This window comes from Roseobacter sinensis, from assembly GCF_025755255.1.
In the GTDB taxonomy this organism is placed as follows: Bacteria; Pseudomonadota; Alphaproteobacteria; order Rhodobacterales; family Rhodobacteraceae; genus Roseobacter; species Roseobacter sinensis.
On the sequence record NZ_JALIEB010000023.1, the window covers coordinates 1 to 17,916 of the forward strand.

Genomic DNA, 17,916 nt, shown 5'->3' on the forward strand with positions numbered 1-17,916 from the left:
GCCAAGCTGATGGAGATCCAGAACCGATTGGAATAAAAAGACATATCAGAAATTGCACTTCACCGTGAGTTCACAGCGGGTGCGCGGGTGCGCGCTACTTTGAAGTGCGACTCCTATTAGAAAACAACGAGTTATCTAATAGGAGTAATATCGCATGGGAGCCGTTTACACGCAACTTTCACTTCAAGAGCGCTGTAGGATCGAAGACTGGTGGCTTGCAAAGGTCCCTGTCGCGGAAATGGCGCGGGTTCTAAAACGCCACAAATCGACCATTCATCGCGAGATCAAACGCAATTTCTGGGCCGATGATGCGTTCCCAAAGAAGGATGCAGGTTACTTCGGCATGGCCGCACATCAGCGCACGCAGCAACGCCGTTCCACGCAACGCAAGCTGATCAGGCATCCAGAGCTCTGCAGGACCGAACAGACCAGCGTCAGGCCGCCCCGGGGCCCGCCTCTGCGCGCTTGCCCAGCACCTCCGCAAGCAGCGGGTTCGGGAACCGCCGCCGGATCGTCACCGCGCAGAAGACCTCGGTGATACCGTCGAGACGCGCGAATTCCACCAGCGTGCCGGCATCGAGCTCATCCTTCACGACGATGGGCGGAATGACCGCGACGCCTGCGTCCTCGCGCGCCAGAAGCCGCAGCATCGCCATGTCGTCGGCCTCGGCGGCTATGCGCGGCACGATCCCCAGCCGGTCCGCCAGCGCATCGAACCCCGCCCGCAGCGAGGTCTCCGGCGTCGGCAGCACCAGCGGATGCGTCCTCAGCACCTCTTCGATTGACCCCTCCGGCCCCGGCAGCCGGGCGGGCGATCCGATCAGGCTCACCGGCTGCTCATCGAGGCGCTGCACCAGATAGGGGCTCGAGGCGTCCCGCGCTGGGACCAGATTGGTCAGAACCACATCGAGCGACAGCGCCTCCAGCCCTCTGAGCAGCGTTTCCTGCGACCCGGACCGCAGCACCACCTCGACGTCGTCCCGCCCGACAATCGGCGTCAGAAAGGCGATCTGGAAGTTGCGCGACAGCGTCGCCAGAGCACCGATCCGCAGGGCCTGACGCGGCGCGCTGGCCGTCTTCAGCGTCGCCGAGAGGTCCTCCGCCGCGCGAAAAATCTCCTCGGCATGGTCGAGCGCGATGCGCCCGGCCTCGGTCAGGATCAGGCTGCGCCCGCTGCGCAGGAACAGATCCTGCCCCAACGCCCCTTCCAGCGCCTTGATCTGCGTCGAGACCGCGGACTGCGAGATATTCAGCCCCTGCGCAGCGCCGGTCAGCGTCCCGTCGCGGGCGACTGCCCGGAACAGGCGCAGGTGATGCAGGTTGAGCGTCGACATAATTCTACCAAACAGAACGTTTTGCGAGAAAATATGAAATTTTCTTGATGTACGCCAGAGGCTACATCGCAGATCACCCGCCAGCTTTCGGAGATCTGCCCATGACCCTGCTCGCCGCCCCTGCCCTGCTCGCCCCCTGCGTGCTCCTGCTTGCTGCCGCGCTGGCCGCCACCCGGCCCGGCCGTCGCCCCGGCGCGCTGCCACGATGGTCCGAATACGCCGCGCTGGCCGCCCTCGCCCTGACGGCCCTCGGCCTCGTGCAGTTTCTCATCGCTGGCTCAGCGCCCACCAGCATGCTCGGCCTGCGCATCGATCTGGTCAGCCTCACCCTGGCGCTGCTGGTGTCCTTCATCGGATGGATCGTGATGCGCTACAGCCGCACGTACCTCGATGGCGAAGCGCGCGAGGGCAGCTTCCACGGGTTGATGCTGGCCACGCTCGCCGCGGTGCTGCTCTTCGTGCAATCGGGCAACCTCTGGCTGCTGGCGGGCGCCACCCTCGCCGCCGGGCTGGGGCTCAAGCGGCTCCTGCTTTTCTACCCCGAGCGGCCCGAGGCGCGGCGCGCAGCGGCGAAATTCGCCCTCGTCTGGCACGGCGGCGACGCCGCCCTGCTGCTGGCCGCTGCATGCCTCGTCTCGGCCTTCGGCACCGCCGATCTCGCCGCGCTCACCGCCACCGCCACGGAGACCGGTCTCGGCGCCGTCGGTCACCTGGGCGTCGCCCTCATCGTCACTGCAGCGGTCCTCAAGACCGCCTGCGTCCCGCTGCACGGCTGGCTCACCGAGGTGATGGAGGCGCCCACGCCCGTCTCCGCCCTGCTGCACGCCGGCATCATCAATTCGGGCGGCGTTCTGCTGATCGCAGCCGCGGGCCTCGTGCAGCTCAGCCCGGGCGCCATGGCCGCCCTCGTGATGATCGGCGGGCTGACCGCGCTCTTCGGGGCGACGGTGATGCTGACCCAGAGCGCCATCAAAACCTCGCTCGCCTGGTCGACCGTGTCGCAAATGGGCTTCATGCTGCTGCAATGCGGCCTCGGGCTCTGGGCACTGGCGCTGCTGCACATCGTCGCCCACGCGCTCTACAAGGCACACGCCTTCCTGTCCTCGGGCGGTGCGGTCGCCGCAGTCGCCGCAATCCGCCGGCCCGGGGCGGTCGCCGTGCCGCGCCTCGCCGCCGTGCTGAAATCCTTCGCCCTCGCGCTGGCGCTCTACGCGGCAATTGCGATGCTCTTCACCGCCCTGCTCGGGCCGAAAACCGCACAGGCCCTCGCCCTCGGGGCGATCCTGATCTTCGGCGTCGCCTATCTAGTGGCGCAGGGGCTGGCCGACAGCGCACCCGCCGATCTGACCAAGCGAACCGGGCTCGCCTCGTTCGCCGCCGCGGTCGCGTATTTCTCCTTCCAGGCCGTGGCCGAAGCCCTCTGGGGCCCCGGGCTGCCCGGCGCCCCGGTGCCCGGCCCGCTCGAATGGGCGCTGATCCTGCTGGCTCTGGTGTCGTTCGGTGCGGTGGCGCTGGCACAGGCGCTCTTCCCGCTCTGGTCGCACCACCCGGCCACCGCCGGGCTGCGGGTGCACCTTGCCAACGGCCTCTATCTCAACGCGCTTCTCGACCGCGCCATCGGCGGCTTCCGCAGCCCCGCATCCCGCTGACCTCATGGAGACCGACATGTTCCTGAACCACGCCCAGATCGCCCCCGACCACAGCTCCCGGATCCTCAAGGCCGCCGAGGCCGCCGCACGTGCAATCCCCCCGGCCTTCCCGCTCGAGGCAACCGTGGCCGTCAACCCCTTCCTCGGTCAGACCGGAGAAGACCTCGCAACCGCCTCGGCCCGGCTGACCCGCGTCGCGGGCGCACCGACAACGCAGAGCAGGGCCGCCTATGCGCAGATGATCGCCCGCGGGCAGATCACCGACAGCGATCTGGCCGCGGCGCTCGCCGCCGCGCCCGCCGCAGCCAAACCGGCGGATGTGGCCGCGCTGAAAGCCATGGCCGAGGCGCCGCACGCAGCCGCGGGCGCCGATCCGCTGCCCACCGTGGCCGACCTTGCCGCGCGCGCCACGGGCACCGACTGGCCGTCGATCATCGAGAAAACCGTGGGTCTCTGGGCCGCAGCCCAGTTCGACCGCGGCCAGGCGCTCTGGGCGCCCGCGCCGGCCAAAAGCGCCTTTGCGGCCTGGCGGGCCTGGGCCGGTCATGACCTCACGCCCGAGATTGCGGGGCTCACGGGCTTCTGCGCCCATGTGCTCGACGCGCCCGATACGGCCGAGCGGGCGATCCTGCGGGCCTCCGAGGCGCTCGGGCTCACCGACGCCGCGGCCGAGACGGCCTTCCACCGCCTCTACATGGATCTCGGCGGATGGGCGCAACATGGCCGCTGGCTGCTCTGGCAGGCCGAGCTGGCCGGAGGAACGGATCAGACAATCTCCGATCTGCTGGCGATCCGGCTGATCTGGGAGGAGGCGCTGCTCGCCCATGTACCGAGGCTCGCCGAGGCCTGGGCCGAGACCGTCCAACGCCACGCCGCCCCCGTTGCGCCCTCTGAAACGGAGGTCGCGCTGGCCATCCTTCAGGAGGCCGCCGAGCGGGCGCATCAACGCCAGCTCACGGCAGCGCTCGATGGCCCGACCCCCCGCGGCGACCGGCCATTTCTGCAGGCGGCCTTCTGCATCGACGTGCGGTCCGAAGTCTTCCGCCGGGCCCTGGAAAGCCTCGATCCGTCGATCGAGACCATCGGCTTTGCCGGCTTCTTCGGGTTGCCGCTGTCGCACCGGGCGCAGGGTTCGGATGTGGCCGAGGCGCATCTGCCGGTGCTTCTGACCCCTGCCCTTATGACCGCAAGCCACGGCGATGAGACCACCGAACAGCATATTCGGATTGCCGCCCGCGCGATCCGGGCCTGGGGTCGGTTCCGGCAGGCCGCCGTCTCCTCCTTCGCCTTTGTCGAAGCCGCGGGCCCCTTCTATGCGGGCAAGCTGGTGCGGGACGCGCTCGGGCTCGGCGGCACCAAGGCAGCGGTTGGCCCTGCCCCGCAGGTGGCCGGCGGGCTCTCGGCCGAGGCCAAGGCGGACACCGCCGCTGCCGTCCTGAAGGCAATGAGCCTGACCGAGGGGCACGGCCGCATCGTGCTGCTGCTGGGCCACGGCGGACAGGTGGCCAACAACCCGCATGAGAGCGCGTATCACTGCGGCGCCTGCGGCGGTTACACCGGTGAGGTCTCAGCCCGCCTGCTGGCCACCCTGCTCAACGATCCCGAGGCCCGCGCAGGGCTCGCCGCGCGCGGCGTGACAGTGCCCGCGGACACGCAGTTCGTCGCCGGTCTGCACGACACCACCACCGATGAGATCACGCTCTACGACGTCGAGCACGGGACCGGCGCGCTGCGCAAGCTGCGCGACTGGCTGGCCCGGGCGGGTCGGATCGCGCGGGCGGAACGTGCAGGCACCCTGCCCGGCGCCACCGCCGACACCGTGGCTGCGCGGGCGCTCAACTGGGCCGAGGTGCGGCCCGAATGGGGGCTTGCCGGATGTGCCGCCTTCATCGCCGCCCCGCGCAGCGCCACTGCCGGCAAGGACCTGGGCGGCCGCGCCTTCCTGCACAGCTACGACTGGCGGGCCGATGACGGCTTTGGCACGCTCGAGCTGATCCTGACCGCCCCGGTGGTCGTGGCCAGCTGGATCAGCCTGCAGTACTACGGCTCGGCCGTGGCACCCCAGGTCTTCGGCGGCGGCAACAAGCTGATCCATAACGTGGTCGGCGGCATCGGCGTGATCGAGGGCAACAACGGCCGCCTGCGCCCGGGGCTGCCCTGGCAGGCGGTGCACGATGGCGAAACCCTCCGCCATGACCCCCTGCGGCTCTCGGTGCTGATCGAAGCGCCCCGCGCCGCCATCGCCGATGTGCTGGAACGCCACCCGGAGGTGCGCGCGCTCTTCGACAACGGCTGGCTCCACCTCTTCACCCTGAAGGAGGGCCGGGTCGAGGCGCGCTACCGCCCGGGCCTCAACTGGGAGACCTCCACCGCGACCCCCCGCGCCGCCTAGAGTATCCATTGTTCGTCAAGCGCTTCTCTGAGGAAAAGTGCGGACATCAAGACAGCGGCCATTCAAACCGTATGCGTCGGATTCAACGAAAGAGCCCAGACCTACCGGATGCTGCACGATGCGTTAATGTCAGCTTTCTTTAGAGGTGACATTGTACTTGTCAAAATGACATGTATAATGTCATTATGAAAGCAGAACAACTTCACCAACTGATTTGGATGTCACGCCCCTTGATGCAGGCCGCAGAAGCCTGCGTTGAAGCGGGTTTGGTCGGAACCAACCTGACAGTCCGGATGCGCGCCGTTCTGGAGATGCTGGACAAATACGGAGAGCAGACTGTCCCAGAGATTGCGGCAAGGCTCGAGATCAAGCGACAATACGTTCAGATCATGTGCAATGAGACGCTGGCCTCAGGTCTGGTCGAGCAACGCCCAAATCCTCGCCACAAGCGGTCTCCTGTCCTGGCGTTGACCGATCACGGCCGCACCCTCATCGAAGAGATCATTTCGAACGAAATGAAGCTTATGGAGAGGGTTGGTGCGAACCTAAGCGGTGAAAATATTTCCACCGCGCTTGAGGTCGTGCTCACAGTGGCGGACAGACTGAAAACCCAAGCAGGAGAGAGCGAATGACTTTCGGTGTTATCTTGACCACCGCGGTCTTGCTGCTCATACTCTGGCTCGGCAACGGTATAAGACGCATTGGCGCGGTCAGTGTTGGAGAAACGATATCGGACCGGAATGGATCAGCACTTCTGCTGATTGATCTACAGTCGGTATTCTGGGACCGCGGTCCTTACTTGAACGCCGCAAAAGAAGCCGCCGCAGGAGTCATTCTTTCGGAAGTAGAAGCTGCGCGAGCGCAAGGCCATCCCGTCATCGCCGTGCGTCAGGAGTGGTCGATCCCTTCAACCAAGGCAGTGGCAAAACTCTCGATGAAAGGGCAGGCGATAGAGGGCAGCGACGGGACCGAAATTGCCGAGGTTTTCACGTCACTACCCGACCATGTGCTCATTAAGCGCGTGCAGGACGCATTCGAAACGGGCGAACTGGATGCTCTCTTAAAGAGTTTCGACGTCGGCAGGCTGCGTCTTGTTGGTTTGGACATGAATTACTGTGTGCAAAAGACGGCGCTGGCGGCCAGAAACCGAGGCTATGACGTCACCGTCGTGAAAGAGGGGACGCTCGCAGCCGCGCCGACGGAACGGGCTGAAAAGCAGATGTCTTCAGCAGGTGTGGACGTTTGCTGAACGGACATTGATCTTTCAAACGCAAACGGCAGCAAAGTCCCGCATCTTTCGAGTACATGACCTGTGCGGCGAAGGATCGAATTGCGTGTGGTAACGGTCGCGGTTCCCACGTCCTGTCGGCCTTGAACAAGGCGTTTGCCAGGATCATCCATTTCCGCATGACAGCTGTGATGGCGAATTTCGCACGCGTGCCAGCGGAAATGCGCCTTTCCTGCAACGCCCGCATATCCGGATTGAAGCGCCTGGCGACCAGCGTGGGTTCCGATGCCTCCCCGCCATCGCCCGCCCTAAATGCCGCGCCGGGCGATGGCTCGGTTCTACCAAGGAAACAAACTCATACGACGAGGGGGTGGCTTTTTCGGGATACAGGGCTGTTGACCTTGAGCCGCAGGCGAGCGGCAGCGAAAGGCGACCCAACCCAAAGCCGAAAGGCTTGAGCGGCGCAAAAGCCGCAGCCGCGCAGAAACCGGCCCCCCTGCCCCACGCGGGAGGTGACCCGCCGTCGCCTCCCGTGCTAGCCCGGTCCGCATGACCGAGCCCGACCAGCCATGACCGCCCCTGCCCTGCCCCACGACCCCGCAGCGCCGCGGCAGCTGCGCGAGGCAGCCCTGGTCTTCGCAGGCAACATATTGATATGTCTTACTTTCTTCCCGCCCGAAGTGCAGGGGCTCGGCGATGCGATCCGCGGCTGGGACCAGTTCAACCGGCTGCTGATGGGGGGTGAGCCGGTCTTCGGCCCGGCCAACCAGATCGCCCTGCGCGTCAGTATGGCCGCCGCCTCCAGCCTGCTCCTTGTCGCGTTGATCCTGCTGCGGCTGGTCGAACACCGCGTCGTCGTCACCTACCTCGCCCTGCCCGTCTCGGCCTATCTCGCCACCAAGATCCGGATCGAGTTCATCTTCTTCCCGCTCGCCCTCATCTCCACGCGCCTTGGCTGGAAGAAGGAGATGCTGGTGCTGGCCGCCCTCCTCGCCCTGTCGCTCGGCCTCGACGAGCGCAACGGCCTCATCCTCGTGGTCTACCGCGTCGGCGTCTTCCTGTTCCGCACGTTTCGGCCGCACACGGTCTTCATCTTCCTCGCTGTGGCGGTGATCGTCTGGATCGACCTCAACATCGAGCTGCTCTTCCCCTACATCCCGCGCCTTGCGGTCTACAACTGGACGCGCGAGGTGGTGAACCCGGAGTTCAGCCACCTCGAGACGCTGATCGTCTTCACCTCCTCGATGACCATGTCGCTGCAACCGCCGCTCGATTTCATGTTCGGCTTCACCTATACCGCGTTCCTGCTGTTTGCGACCTTCGGCTGGCAGCTCTTCACACTGCGCTTCTACGTCGACGCCCTGCGCCAGCCCGAATTCCGCGCAGGCTTCCTCACCATCCTGTTCTTCACATCCCTCACCCACGCCTTCCAGAACGCGCGCTACTACTTCTTCTACGTGCCGATGATCTCCTCGGTGAATGCCGCCCACACCAACCGCCTGCTGATCCTCGCCTCCTGGCCGATGACCGCGCTTCTGGTGCTCTACTACCGCTTCTACCTCGGCTACTGAGAACGAGCCAGGCGGCGCGCGCCAGAAGAACCGCCGTCACCCGACAGACCGCACGCGCGATGCCCGGTTTGCGGGACAGTGCCGCCACTGCGGCGCGCAGCATGGCAAGTCACTTGATTGCGGAAACAAGACCGCCCCAGGTTTCTGCGGCGACAACTGATCCTAGGCAACGCTGGCCTTCAGTGTTGACGTTCGGTCGACCGGGTCGCCGGATACGGCGCGGTTACGCCCACTTCGCTTTGCCTTGTAAACCGCGGCGTCGGCGCGCAGGAAGAGCGTCTCTGCAGCGTCTCCGCCTGACATGGTTGCGAAGCCAATACTGACAGTCACGGCGATCTTGGCGCCGCCCGGACACTCCACTTGTTTCCGCGAAACCATATGGCACAACCTCTCCGACAGCAGAGCAGCCGCCTCGGCGTTTGTCGCCGGTGCAATGACAGCGAATTCTTCGCCGCCGTAGCGCGTCAGTACGTCTGACCCCCGGATGCTGTCGTTCAACACGGCAGCGATAACTGCAAGCACGCGATCTCCCGCAGCGTGGCCATGGGTGTCATTGACCGACTTGAAATGATCGATGTCGATCATCAAGAGGCTCAGGTCCGTGCCGGCCCGTTCCGCAAGGCCGATCTCCCGATCAAGCTGTTCGTCGAAGAAACGCCGATTGTAAACGCCGGTCAGCGGATCGATGATGACCACCTTTTCAAGATGAACCAGACGTTCGACGTCCTTGGCTGTCTGCAAGGCAAGGACTGCGACAGAAAACACGAAGACCCCACCCATGATCAGAACGACGCAGATCAGCTTCACAAGTATTTGGTTCGTGTCGTGAGGCAGCAGGTTGATCAACGCAAGATATCCGAAAACGAACCCGACAATCATCATTGCCAGCCAAAACCACGCGCGACGCAGGTGCCGCGATCGCGTGATCTGCAAGAGGCGGATGACCGGTGCAAGAGATGCCCCGAGAAAACCGATACCGGACAGTATAGCGAATGACACAAAGTCGAAAGGAAACATGATCCAAGATACCTCTCGGATGCTTAAGGAACCCTTATCTCGCTGGAGTTCGCTCTGTGTCCTCAACACCGTTGCTGCCGATGGCTGGACGACCACATGGAATCCGAAATGCTCCGCCCAACGTTGCCAGCGTCTGATTCGGTCTGACTGTGCTGAAAAAATTCCGCCAAGGCCGAAATTCGGCACCAAATGCGCGATCCCGGGGGGGGGGGCGGTCAAAACAACATATGGTATTCAGCATGGCGGCAAGCGGCGGGTTTCAACACAGGCGGTTCAGACCAGTCCTGTGCCGCAGCCCGGCCTGACCCGCGCCGCCCCGAACCATCACCCCGGCCGCTGTGGCGCCCCATCCGATACCCCGTCGAAGGCGCCGGGGTAGAGATCTTCCCAGAAGGCAAGGATCGCCTTGGCGTTCAGGGCCGACATCCAGCCGTGCCGCTCGAAATCCGCGCGGGCCGCGGCGCTGTCGAGGCTGGTGAGGAACAGGCGCTTGTCCGCGTCGCGCTGCGTGGGCGTGCGCTGCGCCACCAGCGCCTGCACCCGCCCCAGACGGGCCGCACGGGCGCTCACAGGGCCGCTCAGCGCCTCGGAGGGCCTCTCTGGCCCCTCCCCTGCCCCGCCATAGCCGTCGCGCAGCGCAGCGGCCAGATAGCGCGCGGGGCTCTTCACGTCCGACTGGGCGTCCACATAGTCCAGCTTGCCGGCAATCTGCGCCTCGCCATGCTGTGTCATCCATTGCCGCGCCAGCCGGTCGCTGACCCCCATCGCCCGCAGCCGGTCATAGACCGGCGCGCGCCGGTGCCCGGCCCCGTCGTCCAGATCGAGGATCGCAAGCTGCGGGTTCGGCTTGATCGCAAAGCGGATGTCGGTGACCGCCCTGCCCCGCTTGCGCGTCTCCGGCGCGATCACGATATTGCTCGCGCGGTTCACCTCGGCCACCGCCGGCTTGATGATCTTCGCGTTCAGATGCTTGTAGATCTCGTAATAGCTGCTGTCGTCCACGCCCATCAGCCGCCGAAAAGTCTCCAGCGGCCACCAGCCGGTGCTCCCCGTGCGGTGGAAGCGATAGCAGTTCTCGTAGAGCGCCAGCGCGTGCCCGCTGGTGAAGCGGCGCTGGATGTTCAGATTGATCAGCGCAAAGACCTTGGGGTCGGCCAGTTTCTCGGCCAGCGCCGGGGAATAGGCATATTCGCACACCCCGCCCTTGAGCTTGGCATAGCTCAACAGGCTCGACACACCCCACTCCTGCTGGCCCGCTTCGTCCAGCATGTCCCACTCCGCCACGGTCTCGGCCAGCCCGCGCAGCGAGGCTTTCAGCGTCTCGAAGTCATTGGAGTTGTAGCCCACCATCAGGCAGAGCGTGCGCGCATCCATCTGAAACGACCGCGCCTGGGTCAGCGTGTCATAAGCGTTCAGCAGCAGCACATTGCTCAGCTTGCGCTGCAGCAGTGTCAGCTTGCCCGAGACATGGATCGCCGCCACATGCTTCTTGACCGAGCCACGGCGCAAGGCGCCCGTCAGCTTCTCTCGGGGGATCTCATCCATTGCTCTGCGCCTCTGTGCGGGTCGGCCTCTTCGGGCTCCTTTGGTGCAGTCTACCGCGAAAGGCACCCGCGCTCAATCCGCCTTCGGATGCCTTTACAGGGTGCGTACCAGCCGTGGCGCGGCCGGGGTTCTCGCGCGAAAGGGACCCGAATACGGGATGGTTCCACCTCCTGCCTGGCGCGATTGGTCTCTAACATGGGATTTCGGCTCTGCATCCCGCGAATCGGTACCTGTCCGCCCGCGTGCTGGCACCCCTGATCCCGTATTCGGGTGCCTTTCGTCCTGTATCCTGGCGCCAGAACGGTCTTAGACTATTGAAGTCATTTACGTTTTTTCGGGCAAAGATTCCAAAGAGTCTAAAGTTCCCAAACATCGCGCTGGTGTTTTCCAAGGATTCTTGAGGATCATGATTCCCTTTTGGCACATCATGTGTGATAGTTTCGCCCAAGAACCACAAAAACACTCACATCGGCAGTTTACCATGACATCGAGCGATAAAGCGTCCCTGCCCCCGTACATGGGACTCGATCCCGCCAAGGCCGCCGCGCGTTTGGCCGAGCCTATCCATACCGCGCGATTCGCGAAAGCCGCGGCCTTTGCCGCGCGCGGGCGCGAGGAGCTTGCCAAGGGCGGGCATGCGCCCGATGGGCAGAAGCGCCTGCGCAAGTTCTCCACCTGGGAGATCTGCCGCTACCTGATCCCGGTCGCGCCGGCGCATTTCCGGCGCGTGCTGAAGGCCCAGCCCGAGCTGCCGCAGGGCGTTGGCGAGGGCAATTCCAAGTGGTTCTCGCTGGAAGAGATCATCCAGCTGCGCGATCACTTCGCCACCGAGGGGGCCGCCCATCGCGAATACCGCCCCTATCGCCCCGAGGGCTTGGCGGCGAAGGTCCTGGCGGTCGCGAATTTCAAGGGCGGCGTCGGCAAGACCTCGACCTGCGCGCATCTCGCCATGTCCGCCGCCCTCGACGGCTACAAGGTGCTGGTGATCGACCTCGACAGCCAGGGCTCGCTCACCAGCATCATGGGCGGCCAGGTTCCGGACGAATGGCAGACCTGCTTCCCCATCCTCGCCCGTGATTTTGCACGGCATCTGGGCGGCGAAAATCAGGTCAGGACCGCCCGGGGTGATGCGCCCATTCCGCTCGACGAAACCTTGACCGAGGCGCTGGAGGTTTCGCCGCGAAACCTCATCCAGAAGACCCACTGGCCCAATATCGACCTCATCGGCGCCCAGCTCAACCTCTACTGGGCCGAGTTCCAGGTGCCTGTCTGGCGGATGCAGAGCCGCAGCTGGCCGCTCTGGGATGCGCTCACCAACGGCCTTGAGGACGGGGGCCTGCTGGAGCAGTACGACCTGATCTTCCTCGACACGCCGCCGGCGCTTGGCTACCTCACGATCAACGCTCTGGCGGCGGCGGATATCCTGATCGTGCCGCTGGGGGCCTCCTTCCTGGAGTTCGATTCGACGGGGCGATTCTTCGATATGCTCTACTCGACCTTCGCGAGCATCGAAGAGGGCGAGAACAGCCAGCGGCGCAGGCTGGGGCTGGAGGATGTGAAGTTCGAATGGGACGCCGTGCGGACCCTGGTGACGCGCTTTGACGCGGCCCAGCAGACCGATCTGGCGAATGTGATCCAGGCCTATTTCGGGGACCTGATGACCACCTTCCGGCAGGATGTGACGGCGATGGTCGGGCAGGCGGGCGAGCAGGTGAACGGCATCTATGAGGCCGATTACCGCGACTTCAACCGCGAGACCTATGTCCGCGGGCGCGAGACCTTCGACCGCACCTGGGCGGAGGTGAAAGAGCTGATTATCGGGGCCTGGTGGCGCGATGCGCAGGAGGTGAAACATGGCCAAACGTAGGAAAATCTCGGCGCCCAGTGCGGATGACCTGAGCCGGATCGAAGAGGAGTTTCGCCGCGAAACCCCGGCCCGACCGAACGCTGCGTTAGCGCCAATTTCACAGGTTTCTGCCGAGGCCGCCGCGGCGCAGCCCGTCGTTGACGCCGCAACCCGCGCCGAACAGGAGCAGCAGCGCGCCGATGCCGCAGCGCTCGACGCGGCCAAGGGGGAGGGGCGGCTGATCGAGATGATCCCGCTCGACGACATTCTGGCCGATGCGATGGTGCGCGACCGCACGGTGATCGACCCGGACGAGATGTCCGAACTGAAGGCCTCCATCGCGGCGCATGGGCTGCGGCTGCCGATCGAGGTGTTCCGCCGCACCGAGGGGGACCAGCCCTATGGGCTGCTGTCGGGATACCGGCGGCTCTGGGCCGTGCGCGAGCTGCTCGCCCTGACCGGCGACGCGAAATACAAGAGCATCAAGGCCCTGGTGCGCGACCCAGAGGTGCTGGGCGGCAGCTTTGCCGCGATGGTCGAGGAAAACGAGGTGCGGGCGTCGCTGTCGCATTACGAGCGGGGGCGCATCGCCGTTGTCGCGGCCCAGCAGGGCGCCTTTGCGAACACGGAGGAGGCGGTGGCCCAGCTTTTCAACGTGGCGAGCAAGGCCAAGCGCTCGAAGATCCGGTCGTTCTCGCTGATCTTCGAGGAGCTGGGAGACCTGCTTGAGTTCCCCGAGAACCTCAAGGAGCGCGACGGGCTGCGGCTTTCCACGGCGCTGCGCAACGGCGCCGAGCCCGAGCTGCGCGATGCGCTGGCCAAAACCGAGCCGGCAAGTGCGGAGGCGGAATGGGCCTGCATGCTGCCGGTGATCGAAGCCTTTGAGCTGACCGGCACCTCCGGCACGCGCGGCGGCAGGCCGAAGAAGCAGCCGCCCAAGCTGGGCTGGTCCGGGCGTGACACGCTGCACCTGTCGAGCGGCGTGACGCTGCAATCGGGCACCGACAGCCAGGGCTACGTGATCCGCCTGAAGGGCAGGGGGGTCGATTCGGCGCTGGTCGAGCGGGCGATGGAACATCTGCAATATCTTTTCGAGAAGGGCTAGGGCCGCGCAACAGCCAGATGTGGCTCTAAACCGCACGTCAGAGCCACATCGCGCCGTGGCTAGCGCGGCGCGGCGGCCTCTTGGCGGCCCGCGGTCGGGCAGGGCGAATCGTTCTGCAGCCGGGTGCTGAAGATTTCAGCACAGGCGGTAGGGCGGGCCAGGATGCGATGCTACCGATGGGGGAGATGCAGGGCGTGGCTGCACCCAAGATTGTAAATCTCTCGTATAGATAGAATTTCCTTAAGCAATTTCAAATGTTTACAACCACAACGCTTGATTTGCCCTGGCGCATTCTGCACCGTCCCCCCATTGACGTGCAGGGTGTTTTTCGTTTGAGGGTCGTGCGGTCCGCAGGTCCGCCGGTACAAGGGTAATAGAGTGGCGAGCATTGAAAATTCTCAGGTCAGCGAACTGGCCAAGGCCCGGAATGCCGGGACCAATTTCATCGTAATCAGTTTTGTCTTCAGCATCTTCGTGAACCTGCTGATGCTGACGGGCCCGCTGTTCATGTTGCAGGTCTATGACAGGGTGCTGGGCTCGGGCTCGGAAGAGACGCTGGTGGCGCTCTTCGTGCTTGTGGGCTTTCTCTATGGGCTGATGGCGATGCTGGAGTATGCGCGGGGCCGGATCGTGGCGCGCTTTGGCGCGCGGTTCCAGGCGCTGCTCGACCGCCGCATCTTTGGCGCGACGCTGGAGCTGTCGGGCAAGCGGCGCCCCTCCGAGATCACCGGGTTGCGCGACATCGAGGCGATCCAGTCGGTCTTCAGCTCGCCGGTGTTCCTGGCGCTGATGGACATGCCCTGGTCGCCCTTCTTCGTTGCGGCGATCTTCATCTTCCATCCGATGCTGGGCTGGCTTGCGGTTGCCGGCGCGCTTGTCCTGATCGTCCTGGCGCTGGTCAACCAGATCATGACCCACAAGAAGGTGGCCCGCGCGCAGGGGGCCTCGAACGGGGCGCAGGCCTTCGCCGATCAGGCGCAGATCGCCCATGAGGTGGTGCAGGCGCAGGGCATGCGGGGGGCGGTGACCGACCGCTGGCTGATGCAGCGCAACGAGGCGCTGCGCGAGAAGATCTCCTCGAACGACTGGACCGGCAGTTTCACCGCCGTGACCAAGTCGTTCCGGCTGTTCCTGCAGTCGGCCATGCTGGCGGTTGGTGCCTATTACGTGTTGCAGGGCGAGATGACCGCGGGTGCGATGATCGCCGGCACCATCCTGCTGGGCCGGGCGCTGCAGCCGATCGAACAATCGCTGGGCCAATGGCCGATGTTGCAGCGTGCGCGTCTGGCCTGGCACGCGCTGGGAGATCTGCTGTCGGAGATCCCGCAGCCGGGGCGCTATGTGAACCTGCCCGAGCCGGAGGCGAGCCTGAGCACGCGCAACCTCACGCTGATCCCACCGGGCGGGCAGCTGGCGACGCTGAAGAACGTGACCTTCCAGGTCAAACCCGGCTCGGCCATCGGGCTCATTGGCAAGAGCGGATCGGGAAAATCGACCCTAGCACGGGCGATTATGGGTCTATGGAAGCCCGCCGCTGGCGAGGTGCGTCTGGGTGGTGTCGAGCTGGGTCACTACGATCCGGACCGGCTGGGCGATTACATCGGCTATCTGCCGCAGCAGGTCTCGCTGCTGCCGGGCACGATTGCGGAGAACATCGCGCGCATGGCGGTGCAGCCCGATGATGCGCGTGTGGTGGAGGCCGCGAAGAAGGCCAATGCGCATGAGATGATCATTCAGCTGCCCGATGGCTACAACACCTATGTGGATGGCAATGACAACATCCTGTCGGGCGGTCAGCGGCAGCGGGTGGCGCTGGCGCGCGCGGTTTTCGGGTCGCCGGTGCTTCTGGTGCTCGACGAGCCCAACTCGGCGCTGGATGTGGAGGGGTCGAACGCTTTGAACGAGGCGGTGCGGCAGCTGAAGGAAGAAGGCAAGTCGGTGATCATCATGACGCACCGGCCGATGGCGATTTCGGAGTGTGACGAGTTGGTGGTGATGGACAAGGGTACGATTGTGGATGCCGGGCCGCGGGATGAGATCCTGCGCAAGCAGTTGAAGAATGCGGATCAGATCAAGCGGGTGATTCAGCCCGTGGGAGCGGTGTCATGATGATGGCAGCCCCTCCGCCGCCGCCGCCGCCCTGGCGGGCCCGTTTTCCGATGATCGTGGGCGCTGTGGCGCTGGTGATCCTGGTGGGCGGCCTGGGCTATTGGAGTGTGACCGCCCAGCTGGCGGGGGCGGTGATTTCCTCCGGCAAGCTGGAGGTGGAGACCAAGCGGCAGGTCATTCAGCACCCCGATGGCGGTGTCGTCGGCGCGATCCTGGCGCGCAACGGCGATGTGGTCGAGGCCGGGCAGGTGCTGGTGCAGTTCGACGCGACGCTCCTGAACTCCGAGGTGGCGATCGTGCGCGGCCAGCTCAATGACATTGCCGCCCGCAAGGCGCGGCTGGAAGCAGAGCGGGACGATGCGGCGGAGGTGACCTTCCCGGAGGCGCTGCTGGCGCAGGAGGCCGAGGACGTCGCCGAGGCGGTGCGCGGGCAGCGGCAGCTCTTCGAGGCGCGGCGGGTGTCCATGGCACGCGAGAGCGAGCAGCTGGTCGAGCGCCGCAGCCAGTACGAGCATGAGATCGAGGGGATTGCGGCGCAGCTCGAGGCGCTGAACACGCAGCAGGTGCTGATCGCCGAGGAGCTGCGCGACCAGATGAGCCTGCTGGAGAAGGGGCTCACCCAGGCCACGCGCGTCTCGACGCTGCGGCGCGAAGAGGCGCGGTTGCAGGGCGAGATCGGCGGGCTGCGGGCGTCTTCGGCGCAGCTGCGCGGGTCGGTCGCAGAGGTGAACATCGAGCTCATCAAGCTCAAGACGACGCGGCGCGAAGAGGCGATCACCGAGCTGCGCGAGCTCGACTTTCGCGAGATCGAGCTGACCGAGCGGCTGCTCGGCCTCAACGAGCGGCTGTCGCGGCTGAGCGTGAAATCCCCTGTGAACGGCGTGATTTACGGCAGCGAGGTCTTTGCCTTGCAGTCGGTCGTGCAGGCGGGCGCGCCGATGATGTATGTGGTGCCGCAGGACCAGCCGATGGTGATCGAGGCGCGGATCGACCCCACGAATGTGGATCAGATCTACCGCGGGCAGGAGGCGGGGCTGCGCTTCACCGCCTTCGAGGCGCGCACCACGCCCGAGCTGATCGGGTCGGTTGTCGATTTCTCGGCCGATGCCTTTACCGATGAGGTAACCGGCCAGCCCTACTATGCGGTCGAGGTGCTGCCGGCCGAGGGCGAGCTGGAGAAGCTGGGGAACAACACGCTGATCCCGGGGATGCCGGTGGAGGTGTTCATCAAGACCAACGAACGCTCGCCGCTCGACTACCTGACCAAGCCGCTGACGGATTACTTCACCCGGTCGATGCGCGGATAGCCGCATGAGTCTGCCGGTGCCATATCACTTCATCGAACGACAGATGCAGCGGGTCGGGCTGCGCCCTGTGGCGCGGCAGGAGGGGTTTGCGCCGCTCCGGCCGGATGCGCCCTTCTGGGTCGTGGGCGATATCCACGGCCGCCGCGACCTGCTCGACCAGATGCTGACGCGGCTGATCATGGACCCGGTGGTCTTCGTCGGTGATCTCATCGATCGTGGCCCGGACAGCCGTGCGGTGCTCGAACGGGTGTTCGATCTGTCCAGCCGCGATGATCAGAAGGTCCATGTGATCAAGGGCAATCACGAGCAGCTTCTGCTCGATTTCCTGCATGATCCTGAAGGTGTCGGCCCAGCCTGGATGCGAAGCGGCGGGCTGCAAACGCTAGAAAGCTTCGGGATCTCGCTGAGTACCGGTGTGCAGTCGGAGGCGGCGTACCGTGACGCGCGCGATGCGCTCGACCAAGCAATGGGGCCTGCGATGGTGACTTGGCTTCAAAGCCTGCCGTTCATCTGGTCCAGCGGCAATGTGCATGTGGTGCATGCCGGCGCCGACCCCGCGCGGCCCATGGACGCGCAGGACCCGAACCACCTCTGCTGGGGGCACCGTGACTTCGAGCACACCATGCGCAGCGATGGCCAATGGGTGGTCCATGGCCATGTGATCGTGCGAGAGGCGACCCGCGCGCAGGGCCGCATCGCCATTGACACCGGAGCCTATGCCACCGGCATCCTGACCGCCGCGCATGTCTCTGCGGGCGCTTTGGATTTCGTCACGACCGGTGCGCCGGTCCGTGATCAATAGACAACAGGCGC

13 protein-coding genes and 1 pseudogene are annotated in these 17,916 nt (G+C 65.1%); 11 read left to right on the plus strand and 3 right to left on the minus strand.

Features of this window, described 5'->3' with window-relative positions; genetic code table 11:
* Positions 1-154: 154 nt before the first annotated feature.
* A pseudogene (locus MUB52_RS24195) lies at positions 155-418 on the plus strand (helix-turn-helix domain-containing protein); the annotation flags it as partial.
* A gap of 16 nt (positions 419-434) precedes the next feature.
* On the opposite strand, the gene MUB52_RS21165 reads toward MUB52_RS24195, so the two are convergent.
* On the minus strand, positions 435-1,334 hold the full coding sequence (locus MUB52_RS21165) for a LysR family transcriptional regulator (RefSeq protein WP_263846146.1): 900 nt from the start codon (positions 1,332-1,334) through the stop codon (positions 435-437).
* 101 nt (positions 1,335-1,435) lie between these two features.
* Here MUB52_RS21165 and MUB52_RS21170 point away from each other — a divergent pair, with 101 nt between their 5' ends.
* The 5 genes from MUB52_RS21170 to MUB52_RS21190 all read left to right on the plus strand — a co-directional run bounded on the left by MUB52_RS21170 (position 1,436) and on the right by MUB52_RS21190 (position 8,174).
* On the plus strand, positions 1,436-2,983 hold the full coding sequence (locus tag MUB52_RS21170) for a proton-conducting transporter transmembrane domain-containing protein (protein WP_263846177.1): 1,548 nt from the start codon (positions 1,436-1,438) through the stop codon (positions 2,981-2,983).
* 16 nt (positions 2,984-2,999) lie between these two features.
* On the plus strand, positions 3,000-5,375 hold the full coding sequence (locus MUB52_RS21175; protein ID WP_263846147.1) for a YbcC family protein: 2,376 nt from the start codon (positions 3,000-3,002) through the stop codon (positions 5,373-5,375).
* A gap of 170 nt (positions 5,376-5,545) precedes the next feature.
* The gene (locus MUB52_RS21180; RefSeq protein WP_263846148.1) at positions 5,546-6,007 is read left to right on the plus strand and encodes a MarR family winged helix-turn-helix transcriptional regulator; all 462 of its coding nucleotides are present in this window, start codon (positions 5,546-5,548) and stop codon (positions 6,005-6,007) included.
* Positions 6,004-6,624: a cysteine hydrolase family protein gene (locus tag MUB52_RS21185; protein ID WP_263846149.1), complete on the plus strand. Its 621-nt coding sequence runs from the start codon at positions 6,004-6,006 to the stop codon at positions 6,622-6,624. Before MUB52_RS21180 ends, MUB52_RS21185 begins: the two co-directional genes overlap by 4 nt.
* 548 nt (positions 6,625-7,172) lie before the next feature.
* Positions 7,173-8,174, plus strand: coding sequence for a hypothetical protein (locus MUB52_RS21190; protein WP_263846150.1), 1,002 nt, complete (start codon positions 7,173-7,175; stop codon positions 8,172-8,174).
* A gap of 162 nt (positions 8,175-8,336) precedes the next feature.
* Here the strand turns inward: MUB52_RS21190 and MUB52_RS21195 are convergent, their stop codons facing one another.
* Positions 8,337-9,377 carry a GGDEF domain-containing protein gene (locus tag MUB52_RS21195; protein ID WP_263846178.1) on the minus strand — a complete coding sequence of 347 codons (1,041 nt, stop codon included), beginning with the start codon at positions 9,375-9,377 and terminating at the stop codon, positions 8,337-8,339.
* 138 nt (positions 9,378-9,515) lie between these two features.
* Positions 9,516-10,736: a replication initiation protein gene (locus MUB52_RS21200; RefSeq protein ID WP_263846151.1), complete on the minus strand. Its 1,221-nt coding sequence runs from the start codon at positions 10,734-10,736 to the stop codon at positions 9,516-9,518.
* Positions 10,737-11,217: 481 nt separating this feature from the next.
* Here MUB52_RS21200 and MUB52_RS21205 point away from each other — a divergent pair, with 481 nt between their 5' ends.
* The 5 genes from MUB52_RS21205 (at position 11,218) to MUB52_RS21225 (ending at position 17,905) form a co-directional block, all read left to right on the plus strand.
* Positions 11,218-12,603 carry an AAA family ATPase gene (locus MUB52_RS21205; protein ID WP_263846152.1) on the plus strand — a complete coding sequence of 462 codons (1,386 nt, stop codon included), beginning with the start codon at positions 11,218-11,220 and terminating at the stop codon, positions 12,601-12,603.
* Entirely contained in the window at positions 12,590-13,687 is a 1,098-nt protein-coding gene (locus MUB52_RS21210) for a ParB/RepB/Spo0J family partition protein (protein ID WP_263846153.1), read from the plus strand. The genes MUB52_RS21205 and MUB52_RS21210 overlap by 14 nt, the downstream gene beginning before the upstream one ends.
* Before the next feature lie 378 nt (positions 13,688-14,065).
* Positions 14,066-15,796, plus strand: a complete 1,731-nt coding sequence (locus MUB52_RS21215) for a type I secretion system permease/ATPase (RefSeq protein ID WP_263846154.1) — start codon at positions 14,066-14,068, stop codon at positions 15,794-15,796.
* Positions 15,793-17,103: an HlyD family type I secretion periplasmic adaptor subunit gene (locus MUB52_RS21220; protein ID WP_263846155.1), complete on the plus strand. Its 1,311-nt coding sequence runs from the start codon at positions 15,793-15,795 to the stop codon at positions 17,101-17,103. The genes MUB52_RS21215 and MUB52_RS21220 overlap by 4 nt, the downstream gene beginning before the upstream one ends.
* 4 nt (positions 17,104-17,107) lie before the next feature.
* Positions 17,108-17,905 (plus strand): metallophosphoesterase, encoded by a 798-nt coding sequence (locus MUB52_RS21225; protein ID WP_263846156.1) that lies wholly within the window; start codon positions 17,108-17,110, stop codon positions 17,903-17,905.
* Positions 17,906-17,916 lie beyond the last annotated feature (11 nt).